Source organism: Bradyrhizobium sp. SRS-191 (assembly GCF_024586915.1).
Classification (GTDB): domain Bacteria; phylum Pseudomonadota; class Alphaproteobacteria; order Rhizobiales; family Xanthobacteraceae; genus Bradyrhizobium.
Genome location: NZ_JANBVS010000010.1, coordinates 156,097 through 171,859 on the forward strand (window position 1 = coordinate 156,097; position 15,763 = coordinate 171,859).

At 65.3% G+C, this 15,763-nt stretch carries 16 protein-coding genes; 12 read left to right on the plus strand and 4 right to left on the minus strand.

The features are described from left to right. Window positions 1–383 precede the first annotated feature (383 nt). From NLR35_RS19410 to NLR35_RS19430, 4 genes are all read right to left on the minus strand, one after another. Window positions 384–2,447: a HAMP domain-containing methyl-accepting chemotaxis protein gene (locus tag NLR35_RS19410; protein WP_257168128.1), complete on the minus strand. Its 2,064-nt coding sequence runs from the start codon at window positions 2,445–2,447 to the stop codon at window positions 384–386. Window positions 2,448–2,521: 74 nt separating this feature from the next. Then, window positions 2,522–3,202, minus strand: a complete 681-nt coding sequence (locus NLR35_RS19415; protein ID WP_257168129.1) for a hypothetical protein — start codon at window positions 3,200–3,202, stop codon at window positions 2,522–2,524. A 582-nt stretch (window positions 3,203–3,784) separates the two neighbouring features. Further along, a complete protein-coding gene (locus NLR35_RS19420; protein ID WP_257168130.1) occupies window positions 3,785–3,991 on the minus strand; it encodes a hypothetical protein in 207 nt (68 codons plus the stop codon). A gap of 340 nt (window positions 3,992–4,331) precedes the next feature. Then, a complete protein-coding gene (locus tag NLR35_RS19430) occupies window positions 4,332–5,252 on the minus strand; it encodes a LysR substrate-binding domain-containing protein (RefSeq protein WP_257168131.1) in 921 nt (306 codons plus the stop codon). Window positions 5,253–5,299: 47 nt separating this feature from the next. Here NLR35_RS19430 and NLR35_RS19435 point away from each other — a divergent pair, with 47 nt between their 5' ends. The 12 genes from NLR35_RS19435 to NLR35_RS19490 all read left to right on the plus strand — a co-directional run bounded on the left by NLR35_RS19435 (window position 5,300) and on the right by NLR35_RS19490 (window position 15,754). Then, window positions 5,300–6,124 carry an ABC transporter ATP-binding protein gene (locus NLR35_RS19435; RefSeq protein ID WP_257168132.1) on the plus strand — a complete coding sequence of 275 codons (825 nt, stop codon included), beginning with the start codon at window positions 5,300–5,302 and terminating at the stop codon, window positions 6,122–6,124. Further along, on the plus strand, window positions 6,124–6,846 hold the full coding sequence (locus NLR35_RS19440) for an ABC transporter ATP-binding protein (RefSeq protein WP_257168133.1): 723 nt from the start codon (window positions 6,124–6,126) through the stop codon (window positions 6,844–6,846). The genes NLR35_RS19435 and NLR35_RS19440 overlap by 1 nt, the downstream gene beginning before the upstream one ends. A 2-nt stretch (window positions 6,847–6,848) precedes the next feature. Continuing rightward, window positions 6,849–7,763, plus strand: a complete 915-nt coding sequence (locus tag NLR35_RS19445; RefSeq protein ID WP_257168134.1) for a branched-chain amino acid ABC transporter permease — start codon at window positions 6,849–6,851, stop codon at window positions 7,761–7,763. Window positions 7,764–7,765: 2 nt separating this feature from the next. Next, window positions 7,766–8,839: a branched-chain amino acid ABC transporter permease gene (locus NLR35_RS19450; RefSeq protein ID WP_257168135.1), complete on the plus strand. Its 1,074-nt coding sequence runs from the start codon at window positions 7,766–7,768 to the stop codon at window positions 8,837–8,839. 33 nt (window positions 8,840–8,872) lie between these two features. Beyond that, the gene (locus NLR35_RS19455; protein WP_257168136.1) at window positions 8,873–10,060 is read left to right on the plus strand and encodes an ABC transporter substrate-binding protein; all 1,188 of its coding nucleotides are present in this window, start codon (window positions 8,873–8,875) and stop codon (window positions 10,058–10,060) included. Window positions 10,061–10,143: 83 nt separating this feature from the next. Continuing rightward, window positions 10,144–10,872, plus strand: a complete 729-nt coding sequence (locus tag NLR35_RS19460) for a LamB/YcsF family protein (protein WP_257168137.1) — start codon at window positions 10,144–10,146, stop codon at window positions 10,870–10,872. Window positions 10,873–10,906: 34 nt separating this feature from the next. After that, a complete protein-coding gene (locus NLR35_RS19465; protein WP_257168138.1) occupies window positions 10,907–11,149 on the plus strand; it encodes an acetyl-CoA carboxylase in 243 nt (80 codons plus the stop codon). 15 nt (window positions 11,150–11,164) lie between these two features. Next, window positions 11,165–12,562: an acetyl-CoA carboxylase biotin carboxylase subunit gene (locus NLR35_RS19470; RefSeq protein WP_257168139.1), complete on the plus strand. Its 1,398-nt coding sequence runs from the start codon at window positions 11,165–11,167 to the stop codon at window positions 12,560–12,562. Window positions 12,563–12,567: 5 nt separating this feature from the next. Next, window positions 12,568–13,443: an allophanate hydrolase subunit 1 gene (locus NLR35_RS19475; RefSeq protein ID WP_257168140.1), complete on the plus strand. Its 876-nt coding sequence runs from the start codon at window positions 12,568–12,570 to the stop codon at window positions 13,441–13,443. Then, window positions 13,433–14,410 (plus strand): biotin-dependent carboxyltransferase family protein, encoded by a 978-nt coding sequence (locus tag NLR35_RS19480; protein WP_257168141.1) that lies wholly within the window; start codon window positions 13,433–13,435, stop codon window positions 14,408–14,410. The genes NLR35_RS19475 and NLR35_RS19480 overlap by 11 nt, the downstream gene beginning before the upstream one ends. 6 nt (window positions 14,411–14,416) lie before the next feature. Beyond that, window positions 14,417–15,280 carry a xanthine dehydrogenase family protein subunit M gene (locus NLR35_RS19485; protein WP_257168142.1) on the plus strand — a complete coding sequence of 288 codons (864 nt, stop codon included), beginning with the start codon at window positions 14,417–14,419 and terminating at the stop codon, window positions 15,278–15,280. An 18-nt stretch (window positions 15,281–15,298) separates the two neighbouring features. Further along, complete coding sequence (locus NLR35_RS19490) at window positions 15,299–15,754, plus strand: (2Fe-2S)-binding protein (RefSeq protein ID WP_257168143.1); 456 nt, start codon at window positions 15,299–15,301, stop codon at window positions 15,752–15,754. The last annotated feature ends 9 nt before the right edge of the window (window positions 15,755–15,763 follow it).

Below are 15,763 nucleotides of genomic sequence, written 5' to 3' on the forward strand. Positions count from 1 at the left end.
GGACCACACCATTTCGCCGTCGCCTCACTCTGTTCGTCGGCCCGATCATGAGACCAGGCTGCAGAGCAACGCGCCCATCGCAACCCCTGCTCGACGCTCGTGACGATCGCGAAACGTCCCTCTTCAGCGAGCCGGGATGCGCGAGAATGTGGAGCTGATTTGCCCGACGTGACAAGGGAGAAGTGCGCGACAAACCGGCACGACGGGCAGTTGGTGCATGCGGGGTATGCAAGGGTTGCTCGTCGGGCAGATCCTCAGTTGGACGACGATCGCTACGGTGTCGACCGAATCCTCGTCCACATCCGGAACACTTCGAGCAACAGCTCGACGAACTGCTCATTCCTCGAGCCGTTGAAGAGAGCTCGCCGTCCGAGCCGCGCCGATCAGGCGGCGCGGACCTCCTCGACGAAGCTGCCGACCTCGGTCTTCAGCTGCTCGGCCTGTCGCGACAGTCCGTCGGCCGCGTTGAGCACCTCGCCTGCTGCGACGCCGGTTTCGGTCGCCGCCTTGCTCACGCCGGTGATCGTCGTCGTCACGTCCTTGACCGAATGTGAGGTCTGCTGAACGTTGCGGGCGATTTCCCCCGTCGCAACACCCTGCGCGTCGACCGCCGAAGCGATCGCGTTCGAGATCGAGGAGACCTCTTCGATGGTCCCGGCAATGCCGCGGATCGCGTCGACGGCTTCCTTGGTGGCGGCCTGGATCTGCGAGATCTGCGCCCCGATATCCGCCGTCGCCGACGCCGTCTGCGTCGCGAGCATCTTCACCTCGGAGGCAACCACCGCGAACCCGCGCCCGGCTTCGCCGGCCCGCGCCGCCTCGATCGTCGCGTTCAGTGCGAGCAGATTGGTCTGCGCGGCAATCGCCTGGATCAGCGTGACGACCTCGCCGATCTTCTCGGCGCCCTCCGCCAGGGTCTGCACGATCCTGTCGGTGCGCTGCGCATCTGCAACGGCACGCCCAGTGATCGTCGAGGACTGCGCGACCTGGCGGCTGATCTCGGTGATCGAGGCGGTCAGCTCCTCGGCCGCGGAGGCGACCGTGCTGGCGCCCATGCTCGCCTCTTCGGCCGCGGTGGCCACCGTGGTCGCCTGCCCCTTGGTCTGCGTCGCGGTCGAGGACATCGAACGCGCCGTCGTCTCCAACTCGGTCGCGCCGGAGGCCAGCTGCGCCACCATGGCGCCCGCCTTGGCCTCGAAATCGCGCACCAGGCTTTCGAGACGCATCGCGCGCTTTTCCTTGACGATGCGCTCGGCGGCCTGTTCGCCGGCCAACCGGTTGGTGGTGAGCATGGCCTCCTTGAAGACCTGCACGGACTGAGCCATGCCGCCGATCTCGTCCTTGCGCGTGGCGAACGGCACCTCGGCCTCCTCGTTGCGGGCGAGCCGGGTCATCACCTCCGACAGCTTCGCGATCGGGTTGAGCAGATGGCGCACCAGCAGGACGGACGACGCCGCCGACAATCCCAGGACGAACAGGATGGCTGCACCGGCGAACAGGATGCCCTTGAGCCCGTCGGCCTCGTCCTGCTCGGCGACGGCCTGCGCATCACGCAACGCGGCGTCGCGAATGCCGAGCAGCGAGGCGTTCGCCATCGTGGCCTGCCTGCGCCAATCGTCGATCGACACCTCATAAGGCGTGGCGTTGAATGCGGCCTTGATCAGCGCCTCGCGCAGCGTCTTGTCTGCGCCAAAATAACGCTCACGCGCCTCGCCGACGCTCGCGCGCGTCGCCTTGGGCGCATGGGCGTCGTCGCCGCGATCGAGGATCTCGGCCCACAGCCGCGCCATCTGGCCAGTCGCGACGTTCAATTCATCCCGCTCCGCAGCCGTGGCCGAACGGCCGGCCGTGACCAGCCCCGAAATCAGCAGCGACACCTGGCCCGCCGTCTGCCGGATCACCCAGCCCTTCTGGGCGACGTCGAGCAGATTGCCGGCCGTGGTGCTCAGCCGCATCGTCTCCTTGATGCCGGTTTCGAGCAGCTGGTTCAGGCTCGCCATCGCATCGGCGTAGTCGCGCATCGCCTTGGCAGCGATGCCGCTTCCACGCTCGGTGAGCGGCTTGCTCCAGTTGGCGGCCGCTTCGTCGCGCACGGCGGCAATCTTCGCCATGGCTGCCTTGACCCGCTGCGTCAGGTCGTCGTCGCCGCGCGCGAGCACAGTCAGCTTCTCCAGCGCCTCGTCGCTCGTACGGCGATTGTCGGCGAACTCCTTCAGCACGGCACCGTCAGCCGGAGATTTGCCGATCAGGGCGCGATTGACGGGACCGCGTTCGACCGTCAGTGCTCCCACCGCATCGAAGCCGGCCGCCAGCCGCGCCTCGAGGGCGTGCGCCGCGATCGCATTCTGATAGGCGCCCCAGCGCTCGCTGAGTTGAAGGCCGGATGTCAGGACGATCACGCCCGACATCAACGCCGCGATGGCAATTCCCGTCCGCTTGATGGACACGTCCTCAACTCCCCATTCCCACGACAACCCGTGCCCGAGGGCGCACTGAGCGCCCCCGCGCGGCGCGCCCTGCCCTACTTCAGTTCAAATTCCACCAGCTCGATGGTCGACTTGCCCGTATTGCGGATCGTTCGCGCCGGCCCGATGTCCTGCCAGGCGAAGTCGCCGAACTTCAGGTTCAGCCTGTGGTCCGGCTTGCCTTCGCGGCCCTCGATGAGTTCGCCACCCTGCACCACGATCCGCACGCCAGGCGCGACCTGGCGCATCGCCGGCGCGGTTTCGCCAGGCTGCAGGATCAATCGCCAAGCCTGGACCCGATGATTGTCCATGACCGTGACATAGGGCTCGGGACGTGCGGCCGGCGTGAACCGGCCCGGCTCGGAGTCGAACAGCTCGAAGCCAGCGATCCGGAAATCGCCTGAGCCGACATTGACGACCTGGTGGACGCCCGGCTTCTTCGTGTAGTTGGTGAACAGGACCTCCCCGACCTTGCGGGGAACGATCAGCGGCTTCCCGCCGAGCGGCGTCCCCTCCGCATTCGAGACGGCCAGATAGACCTGCGCGAAATCCCTGTAATGACTGTGGTAGGCCGCCATTCCTCCGGCGGGGATCGTGACGTTCATGAACTGCAGATATTCGTTCTTGAACGTCTGATCGTGGAAGCTCGCGAACTCGATCGGAACGATCTCAGGCTCGCCTGCCGCGTTGGCGCGACCTGGCAGCATGGCGGCGCCGACCACCTGCGCGCCAAGCACCGCACAACACCCGCACAAAAACTGCCGCCGTCCCATCGCATTCCGCATCTTGTCGCCTTGTCGTCTCATTGAGTTGAGCTCGCCAAGCCGAATATCGGGTTACCTTTAAGAGGCGCTTAAATGAGTGCGCGATCGCAGCGGTGACTGCGCATGGCACGTCACTTGCGAATGCATGACTGATGCATCGCCGACGATCACCGGCCGTGCCGCCGAAACGAGACGCATGATCTAATCAGGTAAGAGGCGAGTGCGAGCGACACCGCTCTTTCGAACGCGTCCGCAAGACTGCTCAAACTGCGACATGCTCACTCGCGTCGAGCGATCCTTCGGATCAACCAGCACGTCGGCGACGTTATGGTCGTCCTCAGCAACGCCGGCGTGGGACATCACGCCTGCATCCGGTCTCACGTCGCAAACAGCAGGCATGGCTTCGCCATCTCGCGGTGATCTCCGCCCGAGTTCCACCTGAGTGAACGTCCTCTCTTGACGAAGAGGCGCCGGGATTGAGAGGCACTGACGCGAACCAAGCAGCTTCGATTCACACAGCGAACTCAAGCCTGCGCTCGGGGCTGCCGATCGCGGCTATTGTGCCGTCAGCACGAGGATCAGCGGCATGGTCGCCACGGCCAGCGCCGTCTGAACGCTGATGATGCGGGCGGCGACGTGATGGTCGCCGCCAAGCAGACGCGCCATGATGTAGGCCGATGGCGTGCACGGCAACGCGTTGGCGGCGATCTTCCTGGGGACGCCGATGCCGAGCAGATGCCGCCCTCGGCTTTTGACCCTCATGGTAAGGAGCACCGCGCCACCGGTCGTGCCCATGACGAAGAGTCTTCATGGCGGCGCGTCTCGAACCACCGTCCTCTCGTCATGTTCACGGCAGCGCCGCAAACGGATCGCGCACGGCAACGCCCAGCGACTCGAAGTGCCGGAGGTTGCGGGACAGAATGGTCAGCTGATGCCGGCGCGCTGCCGTCAATGCGAGCATCGGAGGCGCGGGCAGCACCGCAACCGCCCTCTGAAGGCTGATGATTCCGGCGGTACAGACTCTCGATCGATCGAACGAGCTCTTGCCTCGATCGGCCGTCTGTGGTTTCCGCACACGGTCATCGTGCGGCCGTTCACGGAACTAATCGAAATGAGCCGGCTCCGTTCCCGGATAGGCCAGCACGACGAACTCACAAAACGCGCGCGCCGCCGGCGACAGCGGCGCGCCGCTCTTCCAGGCCAGACCGACATCCATCGTGTGGACGTCGTCGTCGAGCGTCTTGAGGTCGATCCGGTGTCCCTCGAGCGACCACGGCCGGTACACCATGTCGGACAGGATTGTGATCCCCATCCCCGTCGCCACCATGCTTCGCACGGCTTCCGTGGACTGGGTCCGGAAGATCACGTTCGGAACGTGCGGAGTGCATCGCCAGTACCGCATCGCCGAACGCTCGGCCTCGTCGACGGTCAGCATCAGGTAGGGTTGTCCGGCGAGATCCGACAGGTTGACGCTGGGTCGGTGAAGCAGCGGATGGTTGGCGCATGTCCACAACCGCCGCGGCGAGCGCATCAGCAGCCGCGAGCGGATCGCGCCGCGGTCGTGCAGGTTCGACACCAGCATCACCGCGACATCCACGCGTCCCTTGACAAGGCTGAACTCGATCGCATCGCGTTCGTACTCATGGAGCCGCACGGTCACACCGGGAAACGCGCGCCAGAAGCGTGACAGCAGGGCCGGCATGAAATACCCGGCGACCGTGTAGCTGACAGCCACATCGACCGCGCCGTCGACCTGCTTCCCCCAGCGATGCGGCCCGCGCAGCGCATCCGCGACACTCGCCTCGATCACCCGGGCGCGCTCGAGAAATTGTTGCCCATCGACGGTCAACGTGACGCCGTTCGAGTGCCGCTCGAACAGCTTCTTGCCGAGCTCGGTCTCCAGCGACTTGATCGACGCGGTCACCGCCGACTGCGTCACATTGAGCGCCGCAGCCGCGGCCGAGAGCTTGCCGGTCTCAGCCGTTGCGATGAAGTGCCGAACCTGACGGAACGTCAGAGACATCAAATTTTCCGATATCAGCGAACATTTTTTCGAGTTTTACAATTGCGTTGCGCGATGCGGAAATCAAGCCATCTGCTCGTGTTCCCAGAGGCGTTGCGATGGCTTCGGTTGAGTTGGCTCTGAGTGCTCAAGATGTCAGCGTTCAATTCGACGGACTGAAGGCTCTCTCCAACGTTTCGCTGGCGGTACCACGCGGCCGTATCACCGGACTGATCGGGCCGAACGGTGCTGGAAAGACCACGCTGATCAACGTCTTGACGGGGTTTCAGCAGGCCAGCTCGGGCATCGTCGAACTCGAAGGCCCGACAATCAATGGTGTCGCAGCTCATAAGTTGCGCCGTATGGGCGTGGCGCGCACATTTCAGTCAGGCCGGCTATTTCGTGAGCTAACCGTCGTCGACAATCTCGAAGTCACAGGTGTGGGCCTCGGTCATAACCGCCATCACGCGATCGGCGAGGCCGAGCGCGTGATGGAATGGCTCGGCATTGCGCATCTCGGCGGTACCATCGCCGGTGCCCTGCCCTATACCGACGAGCGCCGCGTCGCCATCGGCCGCGCCATCATGTGCACGCCGCGCTATCTGCTGCTGGACGAGCCGGCGGCCGGCATGTCGGAGCACGAAAGCCACGAGCTCGCGACGATCATCCGGCGCATCGCCAACGAGCTGAACATCGGCGTGCTGCTGATCGAGCACAATATCGGGCTCGTGCTCGAATTGTGCGAGCGCGTCTTCGTGCTCGATTCCGGCGAAATCATCGAGGTCGGACCACCGCAGCAGATCCGCGACAGCGACGCCGTGCGCCATGCCTATATGGGAACCCAGCGCGACGAGCCCATGCCTGCGCTTGCCGTCGACGGAGCAGCCGCCTGATGACGCTGCTCGCAGTCGATGACCTCACTGTCCGCTATGGCCGGCTGACGGCCTTGCGCGGCGTCAGCCTCAGCATCACGCAAGGCGAGATTCTGTTTGTCACCGGGCCTAACGGCGCCGGCAAGTCGACGCTGCTCAACGCGATCGCAGGCGTCGTGCCTCCCGTGTCGGGCCGCATCACGCTCGACGGCCAGGAGATCACGGGCGCACCGCCGGAACAGATCGCGCGCCGCGGCTTCTCGATGGTTCCCGAAGGTCGCAACGTGTTCGGTGCACTCACCATCGAGGAGAATCTCAAGGTCGGCGCCGGCATGCGCACCGATAAGCACGGCGTCGCCGCGGATCTGGACGCGGTCTACCGCGAGTTTCCAATTCTGGCCGAGCGCCGCCACGCGGTCGCCGGCATGTTGTCCGGCGGCCAGCAGCAGATGCTGGTCATCGGCCGCGCCCTGATGACCTCGCCGCGCCTGATCGCAATCGACGAGCCCTCACTCGGACTGGCGCCGAAGATCATCGACCAGGTCTACGAGATCCTGATGCGCCTGCGTGCCCAGCGCCAGCTGACGCTGCTGATCGTCGAGCAGAGCTCCACGCGCGCCCTCATGACCGGGGGCCGGATGATCCTGATGCGCGGCGGCCGCATCGTGCTGGAGGGACCTGCCAGCGAGATGGTCAAGGACGAGCGACTGAAGCAGGCCTATTTCGGGTTCGGGGATCACTAGCGATGACAGGACTGCTGCAGATCGTGTTCGATGCGCTCAGCCTCGGCAGCCTCTATGCCCTCGGCGCGCTGGGAATCGCGCTGATCTTCGGTGTGATGCGGCTGGTCAACTTCGCCCATGGCGACTTCATCGCATTCTGTGTCTTCGCCATGCTGTGGCCGTCGACCAACGCTGCCGCCATTGTGTTCGCCGGCAATCTGCCGTCCTGGCTTCTGGTGCCGCTGTTGCTGCTGGTCGGCGCGGGACTGTCGGTGCTGTCCGAGATCATCGTATTCCGGCGTTTTCGCAACGCGAACCCGGCAACGATGATGATTGCCTCCTTCGCGCTCGGCTTCGCGATGCGCAACTTCCTTCTCATGCTGTACTCGAGCCGTCCCAAATCGATCACGCTGTGGCCGACGCTCGGACTGCCCGTGGAGATCCTCGGCGCCCGCATCCCGATGCTGCAGGTGGTCACCATCGTCATCACGCTGGTCGTGCTGGCTGCGCTGACGCTGTTCCTCAAGCGCACCCGCTACGGCCTGGAAATGCGCGCAGCGGCCGAGAACTTCACCATGGCGCGAATGTTGGGAGTGCGCGCCAACGGCGTCATCCTGTTCGCCTTCGCCATCTCCGGCATGCTGGCGGCCGCGATCGGGCTCATCCTCGCCACCAATTCGGGCACCGCCGACATCAACATGGGCGCCAACGTCATGCTGATCGCGTTCATCGCGACGGTGATCGGCGGACTCGGCAGCGTTCCCGGCGCCGTGGCGGCCGGTTTCCTGATCGGGGCCGCCAGCGTCATCTTCCAGGCCACGCTGCCGAACGAGGCCCGTGTGTTCCGCGATTCCTTCGTCTATGGCGCCGTCATCATCGTCCTGCTGGTGCGTCCGCAGGGTCTGTTCGCGCCCAAATCCGCCAAGCAGAGAGTCTGACCATGTCGCAACGGCCTTCGGTGCTCTGGCGGACCATCGCGACGCCGCTGATCCTGACCGTGCTGCTGCTCGTCATCGCAGCCCTGAGCTATCAGTTCGGCAGCCGCGCCTTCAACCGCACCGTCGTCGAGATGTTCATCAACATCATGGTCGTGGTCGGCCTCTATGTGTTCATCGGCAATTCCGGCCTGCTGTCGTTCGGCCATATCAGCTTCATGTGCCTCGGCGCCTACATGACCGCCTGGCTCACCATCCCGCCGATGATGAAGTCGATCACGCTGAAGGGCCTGCCGGCCTGGCTGCTGCAGACCAAGCTCTCGATGTGGATCGCGACGCCGCTATCCGGCCTGTTCGTCGCCATCATCGCGCTGATCGTCGGGCGCATCATCATGCGTCTTTCCGGCATTGCCGCGTCGATCGCGACCTTCGGCCTGCTCGGCGTGGTCAACAACGTCTATTCGAACTGGGACTCGGTCACCGGCGGACAGGGTTCGATCGTGGGCATCCCGCCGACCATGACCGTCTGGAACGGCTGGCTCGGCGCTGCCGTCGCCATCGCGATCGCCTATCTCTATGCGATCTCCCGCTCAGGCCTCGCGCTGCGCGCGACCCGCGACGAGGCGGTCGCTGCCAATGCATCGGGCATCGACATCGTGCGCGAGCGGCTCATCGCCTTCGTGGTCTCCGCCTTCATCATCGGGCTTGCGGGCGCGCTCTACGCGCACTTCCTCAGCATCGTCAATCCCGGCGCATTCTATCTGCGGACGACCTTTGTCACGCTGTCGATGCTCGTGGTGGGCGGCATGTACAGTCTCAGCGGCGCCGTGGTCGGCGTGGTCGCGATATCAGTGCTGATCGAGCTGTTCCGCAATCTGGAGAAGGGCGTCAGCATCGATGGCGTGACGCTCGGCCTGCCGAACGGATTTCAGGAGGTCGCGATCGGCGTCATCACCATCGTCATCCTGATCTACCTGCCGAGCGGCCTGATGCGCAATCGCGAGCTGACCTGGCCAAGTTGGCGACGCCGACAGGCCGTTCCGCGTCCGGCCCAGCCCGCGCTGGAAGAGTCGAACTGACACTTAATCCTGTAAACCGGAGGAGTTAGTCTGATGCGTGTGATGAAATTGGCGGGGGGGCTCGCCGCATTGGTAGCGCTGTGGGGAACGCCGTCCCAGGCCGCCGACGACATCGTCGTCGGATTTGCGACCGCGGCATCCGGCTTCATGCAGGCCTATGACAAGCCGGCGCAGGACGCGGCGATGATCCGCATCGATGAGATAAACAAGGCCGGCGGCCTGCTCGGCAAGAAGATCAAGGTGGTCACCGCCGATACCAAGACCGACCAGGCCGAAGGCGCCAAGGCAGGCCTTGCCGTGCTCGACCAGGGCGCGGATCTGGTCGTCGTCTCCTGCGACTACGATTTCGGCGCGCCCGCTGCGCTGCAGGCGCAGGCCGCCGGCAAGGTATCGTTCTTCCTGTGCGCCGAGTCGGTCAAGGCTGGCATCCAGGGCGTCGGCCCTTACTCCTTCTCGGCCTCGGTGCTCGCCGCCGTGCAAGGCGCCAGCATGTCCGAATGGGCCTACAACAAGAAGGGCGCGCGCACCTTCTACCGGCTGCTCGACAGCTGGACCGTCTACAACAAGGGCATCTGCGACGGCTTCGACTGGCAGCTGCCGAACCTGAAGGAGGCCAAGCTCGTCGGCAGCGACACCTTCAAGAACGACGATGCTTCGATCGCCTCGCAGATCACGCGCATCAAGAGCCTGCCGAAGGAACCTGACGCCATCATGCTCTGCACCATGATGCCGGGCGCCGTCTCGGCCGTGAAGCAGATCCGCGCCGCCGGCATCAAGTCGATGATCCTCAACGGCTCCAGCATGGACGGCAGCTACTGGCTGAATGCCATTCCGGATCTCTCCAATTTCTACGTGCCGGTCCAGGGCTCGATCTACGGCGACGATCCCAATCCGAAGGTCAACGAGTTCAACAAGAAGTACAAGGAGGCGACCGGCGCCGATCCGTCCAGCCAGTACGTCTACCCCGGCTACGTCATGATCGATGTCTGGGCCAAGGCGGTCGAGCGCGCCAAGACGACGGACGCCGAAAAGGTGGTCGCCGAGCTGGAGAAGATGAACAGCGAGCCGACCCTGTTCGGGCCGCGCACCTTCACCAAGGAGCTGCACCACCAGAACCAGGGCCGTTACCTGATCATCGGCACCGACAACGGCAAGCCGAAGGTCGTCGACGAGTGGACGATCTCTTCCAAGATTCCAGTCGACTATCTCGTCTCGAAGTGACTTGGGCGGCCGCCGCGAACACCCGTCGCGGCGGCCGCTCTCCACAAAGTTCAGCAAGCCTAAACCGGGAGGACGAAGGGACCATGGTCACCATCAATTGCGACATGGGCGAAGCCTTCAGCATCTACAAGCTTGGAGATGATGAGCGCCTGATGCCGCTCATCGACGTGGCCAATGTCGCCTGCGGCTTCCATGGCTCGGATTTCAATCATATGCGCAGGACCGTCCGGCTCGCCAAGCAGCACGGCGTCAAGGTCGGCGCCCATCCATCTCTGCCTGACCTGCAGGGCTTCGGACGGCGCGAGATGAAGATCGGCCGCGAGGAAATGGTGAACTGCATCCTCTACCAGATCGGCGCGCTCAAAGCATTCCTGGACGCGGAGGGCCTGCCGCTGAACCATATCAAGCCGCATGGCTCGCTGTACGGCATGGCCTCGCGGATGGAGGAAATCGCCGAAGCCGTCGCCGACGCCGCCGACGTCTACAAGGTGCCGCTGTTCGGCATGAAGGGCACCTTGCACGAGAGCATCTACCAGCGTCGCGGCCACACCTTCGTCGCCGAATACTATGCTGATCTCGACTACAATCCGGACGGCTCGCTGATCGTCACCCGCGAGCACGACGCCAAGGACGCCACCGAGGCGGCATCGCGCTGTCTGCGCGCCATCACCGACGGGAAGACCCGGACGGTCGCCGGCAACGACGTCCCGACCGGCGCCGATTCCATCTGCGTGCATTCCGACACGCCGAACGCCGTCGAGATCACACAGGCCGTGCGCAAGGCGGCTCACTCCTATCTGCCGGCGCGCTGACGCGGCCGGCAACACCATCACTCACGGGGACCTCATGGCCATCCAGCAGATCTTTTCACCACTGCCCGGCGTCTTCTACCGCAAGCCCGCGCCCGATCAGCCCGTCTATAAGAATGACGGCGACACCGTGACGGAGAACGACACGATCGGACTGATCGAGGTCATGAAGTCCTTCAACGAGGTCAAGGCCGGTGCGGCCGGCAAGATCGTGCGTTTTCTGATCGAGAACGAGGATGCGGTCATGGCCGGCCAGCCGATCGCCGAGATCGAGGTCTGAGGCGCTCCGGATTCCATGTCGATCAAGAAGCTCCTCATTGCCAATCGCGGCGAGATCGCGGTCCGCATCATCCGTGCGGCCCGCGAGCTCGGCATTCCGACCGTGCAGGTCTACAGCAAGGCCGACGCGGAGTCGCTCGCCGTGCGGCTCGCCGACGAGAGCGTCGAGATCGGCCCGGCGCAGGCGTCCAAATCCTATCTCAAGCAGGAAGCCATTCTCGACGCGGCCAGGTCGACCGGCGCGGACGCCATCCATCCCGGCTACGGCTTTCTCGCAGAGAACGCGGAGTTTGCGGCCGCGGTCGAGTCCGCCGGCCTGATCTTCGTAGGACCCACGGCGCATTCCATCCGCCTGATGGGCGACAAGGTGGCGGCGCGCGCCGAAGCCGCCGCCGCCGGCGTGCCGACCGTCCCTGGCAGCAACGGCCGGTTGGACGGTGTCGACGCAGCCTTTGCGCTGGTCGAGCAGACCGGCTTCCCCGTGATGATCAAGGCGGCCGCCGGCGGTGGCGGCCGCGGCATCCGCATTGCGCGCTCGGCCGACGAGTTCGCCCGCCTGATGCCGCAGGCGCAGGCCGAGGCGCAAGCCGCCTTCGGCGACGGCGGCCTCTATGTCGAGAAGCTGATCGAGGGCGCCCGTCACATCGAGGTGCAGGTGCTCGGTGACGGTCACGACGTCATCCACTGCTTCGAGCGCGAATGCTCGCTGCAGCGCCGCCGCCAGAAGGTCTGGGAGGAAGCCCCCTCGCCTTCGCTCACACCCGCCGTGCGCGAGAAGCTGTGCGCCTCGGCCGTCGCGTTGGCCAAGGCGGTGCACTATCGCGGCGCGGGCACGCTGGAATATCTCTACGACGACCGCAGCGGCGACTTCTACTTCCTGGAGATGAACACCCGCATCCAGGTCGAGCACCCCGTGACGGAAATGGTGACCGGGATCGACCTGGTGCGCGAGATGATCCGCATCGCCTGCGGCGAGCGGCTGCGCATCCGCCAGGAGGACGTCCGCCTGAGCGGCCATGCGATCGAGGTCCGCATCAATGCCGAGGACCCGGCGAAGGGCTTCGCACCCAATCCCGGCACCGTCACCGCCCTCGGCAGTCCCGGCGGCAATGGCGTACGCTTCGACAGCATGCTCTACCCGGGCTACACGATCCCGCCGTTCTACGACAGTCTGCTCGGCAAGCTGATCGTGCACGACGAGGACAGGCCGAGTGCCATACGCCGCCTCGCCCGTGCGCTCGGCGAGTTGACCATCGACGGCGTGCTCACGACCAAGCCGCTGCATCAGGCGCTCGCGCGGGATGCCGATGTGCAGGCCGCGCGCTTCCATACCGCCTGGCTCGAGCCATGGCTCGACACCAACGCGGCACGTCTCAGCCCCGTATCTGCCCCGCCCGCAACAGGAGGCCAGTGACCCCCATGCAGACCCGATTTTCCTTTGGCGGCGACGAGCACATCTTCGCCGAGGTCGACGAGGCGATGTCGCTGGAGGCATTCTTCAAGAGCCTCTTCATCACCAACGCCGTGCGCGAAGCCAAGATCAAGGGCGTCACCGAGATCTGCCCGGCCAATGCCTCCTATCAGGTGAAGTTCGATCCCGACGTGATCAAGCCCGACGACCTGCTCGCCGAGCTGAAGCGGATGGATGCCGCCGCCGACAAGTCCGAGCCCGTGATCGCCACGCGGATCATCGAGATCCCCGTGCTCTATAACGATCCGTGGACCCATGAGACCTTGATGCGGTTCAGGGAGCGCCACCAGGATCCGACCGCGACCGATCTCGAATATTCGGCGCGCATCAACAATCTCGACGGCGTCGACGGCTTCATCAAGGCGCATTCCAGCGCGCCGTGGTTCGTCTCGATGGTCGGCTTCGTCGCCGGCCTGCCCTTCCTCTATCAGATGGTCGAGCGTCAACGGCAGATCCAGGCGCCGAAATATCTGCGACCGCGGACCGATACGCCGAAACTGACGATCGGCCATGGCGGCTGCTTCAGCTGCATCTACTCGGTGCGCGGCGCCGGCGGTTATCAGATGTACGGCGTCACGCCGATGCCGATCTACGATCCCAATCAGACCATCAGCTATCTCCGCGACTTCATGTGCCTGTTCAAGCCCGGCGACATCGTGAAGTGGAAGCCGATCGACCGCGATGCCTATGACACCGCGGTGGCCGATGTCGACGCCGGACGCTTCGCGCCCATCATCCGCGACGTGTCGTTCTCGCTGGCCGAGTTCAATCGCGACATCGACGGTTACAACCGCAAGCTGGAGGGGGTTCTCCATGGTCATTAAGGTTCTCAAGCCGGGCCTGGCGACGACGGTCCAGGACCTGGGCCGCCCGGGCTACTATCACATCGGCATCCCCCTGTCGGGCGGCATGGACCGGCACGCGCTGGTCGCCGCGAACCTGCTCGTCGGCAATCCCGAAGGTGCCGCCGTGCTCGAAGCGGTGTTCATGGGCCCCGAGCTCGAATTCAGCGACGACGCGGTGGTGGCCGTGACCGGCGCGGAGCTGCCGCCGAAGCTCGATGGCGTGCCACAGGAGACGTGGTCGTCCTTCAAGGTGAAGGCGGGACAGAAGCTCGCCTTCGACTTCCTGAAGAAGGGCGCGCGCGCCTATATCGCGGTGGCCGGCGGCATCGACGTGCCCGTCGTGCTCGGCTCGCGCTCGACCTATGCGCTCGGCGCGCTTGGCGGCTTCAAGGGCCGCAAGCTGGAGGCAGGCGACGAACTGCCAGTCGGCACGGCAACGGCTCCCGCCAAAGAAGGCCGCAGCATCGCAGCCGATCTGCGCGGGCTGCCCGCCGGCATGCCGGTCGAGCTGCGCGTCATGCCGGGCCTGTATTGGCATCGCATCACGGACGCCGCCGGCATCGGCTTCTTCAGCGACACCTGGAAGGTCGCCCCCGAGGCGGACCGCATCGGCTATCGCTTCAAGGGCGGCAAGCCGCTCGAATTCGTGCCGCGTGAGCCGCCGTTCGGCGCGGGCTCCGATCCCTCCAACATCACCGATGCCTGCTATCCCTATGGCTCGATCCAGGTGCCGGGCGGCACCGAGCCGATCGTGCTGCATCGGGACGCGGTGTCCGGCGGCGGCTATTTCCAGGTCGGCGCGGTCATCTCCGCCGACATGGATCAGATCGGACAGTTGCAGCCGAATACGCCCGTCAAGTTCATCAAGGTCGACATGGCGACGGCGCTGGCGGCGCGCAAGGAGAAGGCCGAGCTGTCGGCCAAGCTGCGATCGGCGCTGGCGTAGCTCGTCATGCAGACCGCCATGGCCAAAGGCTCGATCTTCGTCGCGCGGTCGTTGCCGGACGCACTGGCTGCGCTGGACGACCGCGGACCGACGGGGGCCGTCTTTGCCGGCGGGACCTGGATCATGCGCGCGCCGATCCGGCACGAGCCGCTTGCGGCTAACTACGTCGCGATCGGCAAAATCCCGGAGCTGACGGCGGTCACGATTACGAGCGAGACGATCGAGATCGGCGCCGCCGTCACGCACGCGGCACTCGCGGCGGCGCTGGACGGCTTGCCCGAATTCGCTGTTCTCACGATGGCAGCCGGGCGCGCAGCCAATCCGGCAATACGCAGCGCCGCCACGATCGGCGGCAATATGGCGACGACGCAGTTCGCCGCCGCGGACTGCGTGCCCGCGTTGCTTTGCCTCGATGCCGAGGTTGAACTCGGTTCGCCCGAGGGATGCGAGCGGATGCCGCTCGTCCGCTTTCTCGCTATCAGGTCGACGCTCGCACCGGGGCGCCTGCTGACCAGAATCATCGTGCAGCGGAAAGGCCGCAACAGCGCGCATGCGCGGCTGCCGCTGCGCAAGGCTGGCGACTATCCCGTCGCGATCGTCAGCCTCGCGATCAGTTGCGATGCCGCGGGACGCGTCGCGACGGCGCGCGTCGCCATCGGCTCGGTTGAGCCCATTGCACGCCGCTGGGAGCGGCTGGAAGCCGCCCTCATCGGCCATCCGATCGAGCCAGAGCGGTTGGCCCAACTGGCTCGGGAGTTCGCTGACGACTTCACCGGTCGTGACAGCGTCGAGGTGCCCGCCTGGTATCGGCTCAGCGTGCTGCCGAGCCTGGTGCGGCGCGCGGCCACCGCCGTGCTGGCCGGTGCTTGAGATGGGAGGACGCCGCGCATGGGCCTGAGCTTGAGCATCAATGGCGACCGGGCGACACCGTCGGCCGATCCGATCACGCCGCTCGTCGATGTCCTGCGCGAGGAGCTTCACCTGACCGGCGTCAAGCCGGTGTGCCGCGAAGGATTCTGCGGCGCCTGCATGGTGCTGGTCGACGGCACGCCGACCTTGTCCTGCCTGACGCCGTTGGCGCTGGTCGAAAATTGCGAGATCCGCACGGCCGAAGGGCTGTCCACCAACGGCGTGCTGACGCCGGTTCAGGCCGCGCTTGAAACAGCCGATGCGGTCCAATGCGGCATGTGCTTTCCCGGCATGGTGGTGAGCCTGACGCACGTGCTGGCCACGACGCCCAGCGCGACGCGCGATGACATCCGGGCCGCGCTGACCGGAAACATCTGCCGCTGCACCGGTTATGAACGCATCGTCGAGGCGGCGCTCACCGTCGTTCGGAAATAAGGCGCGAAC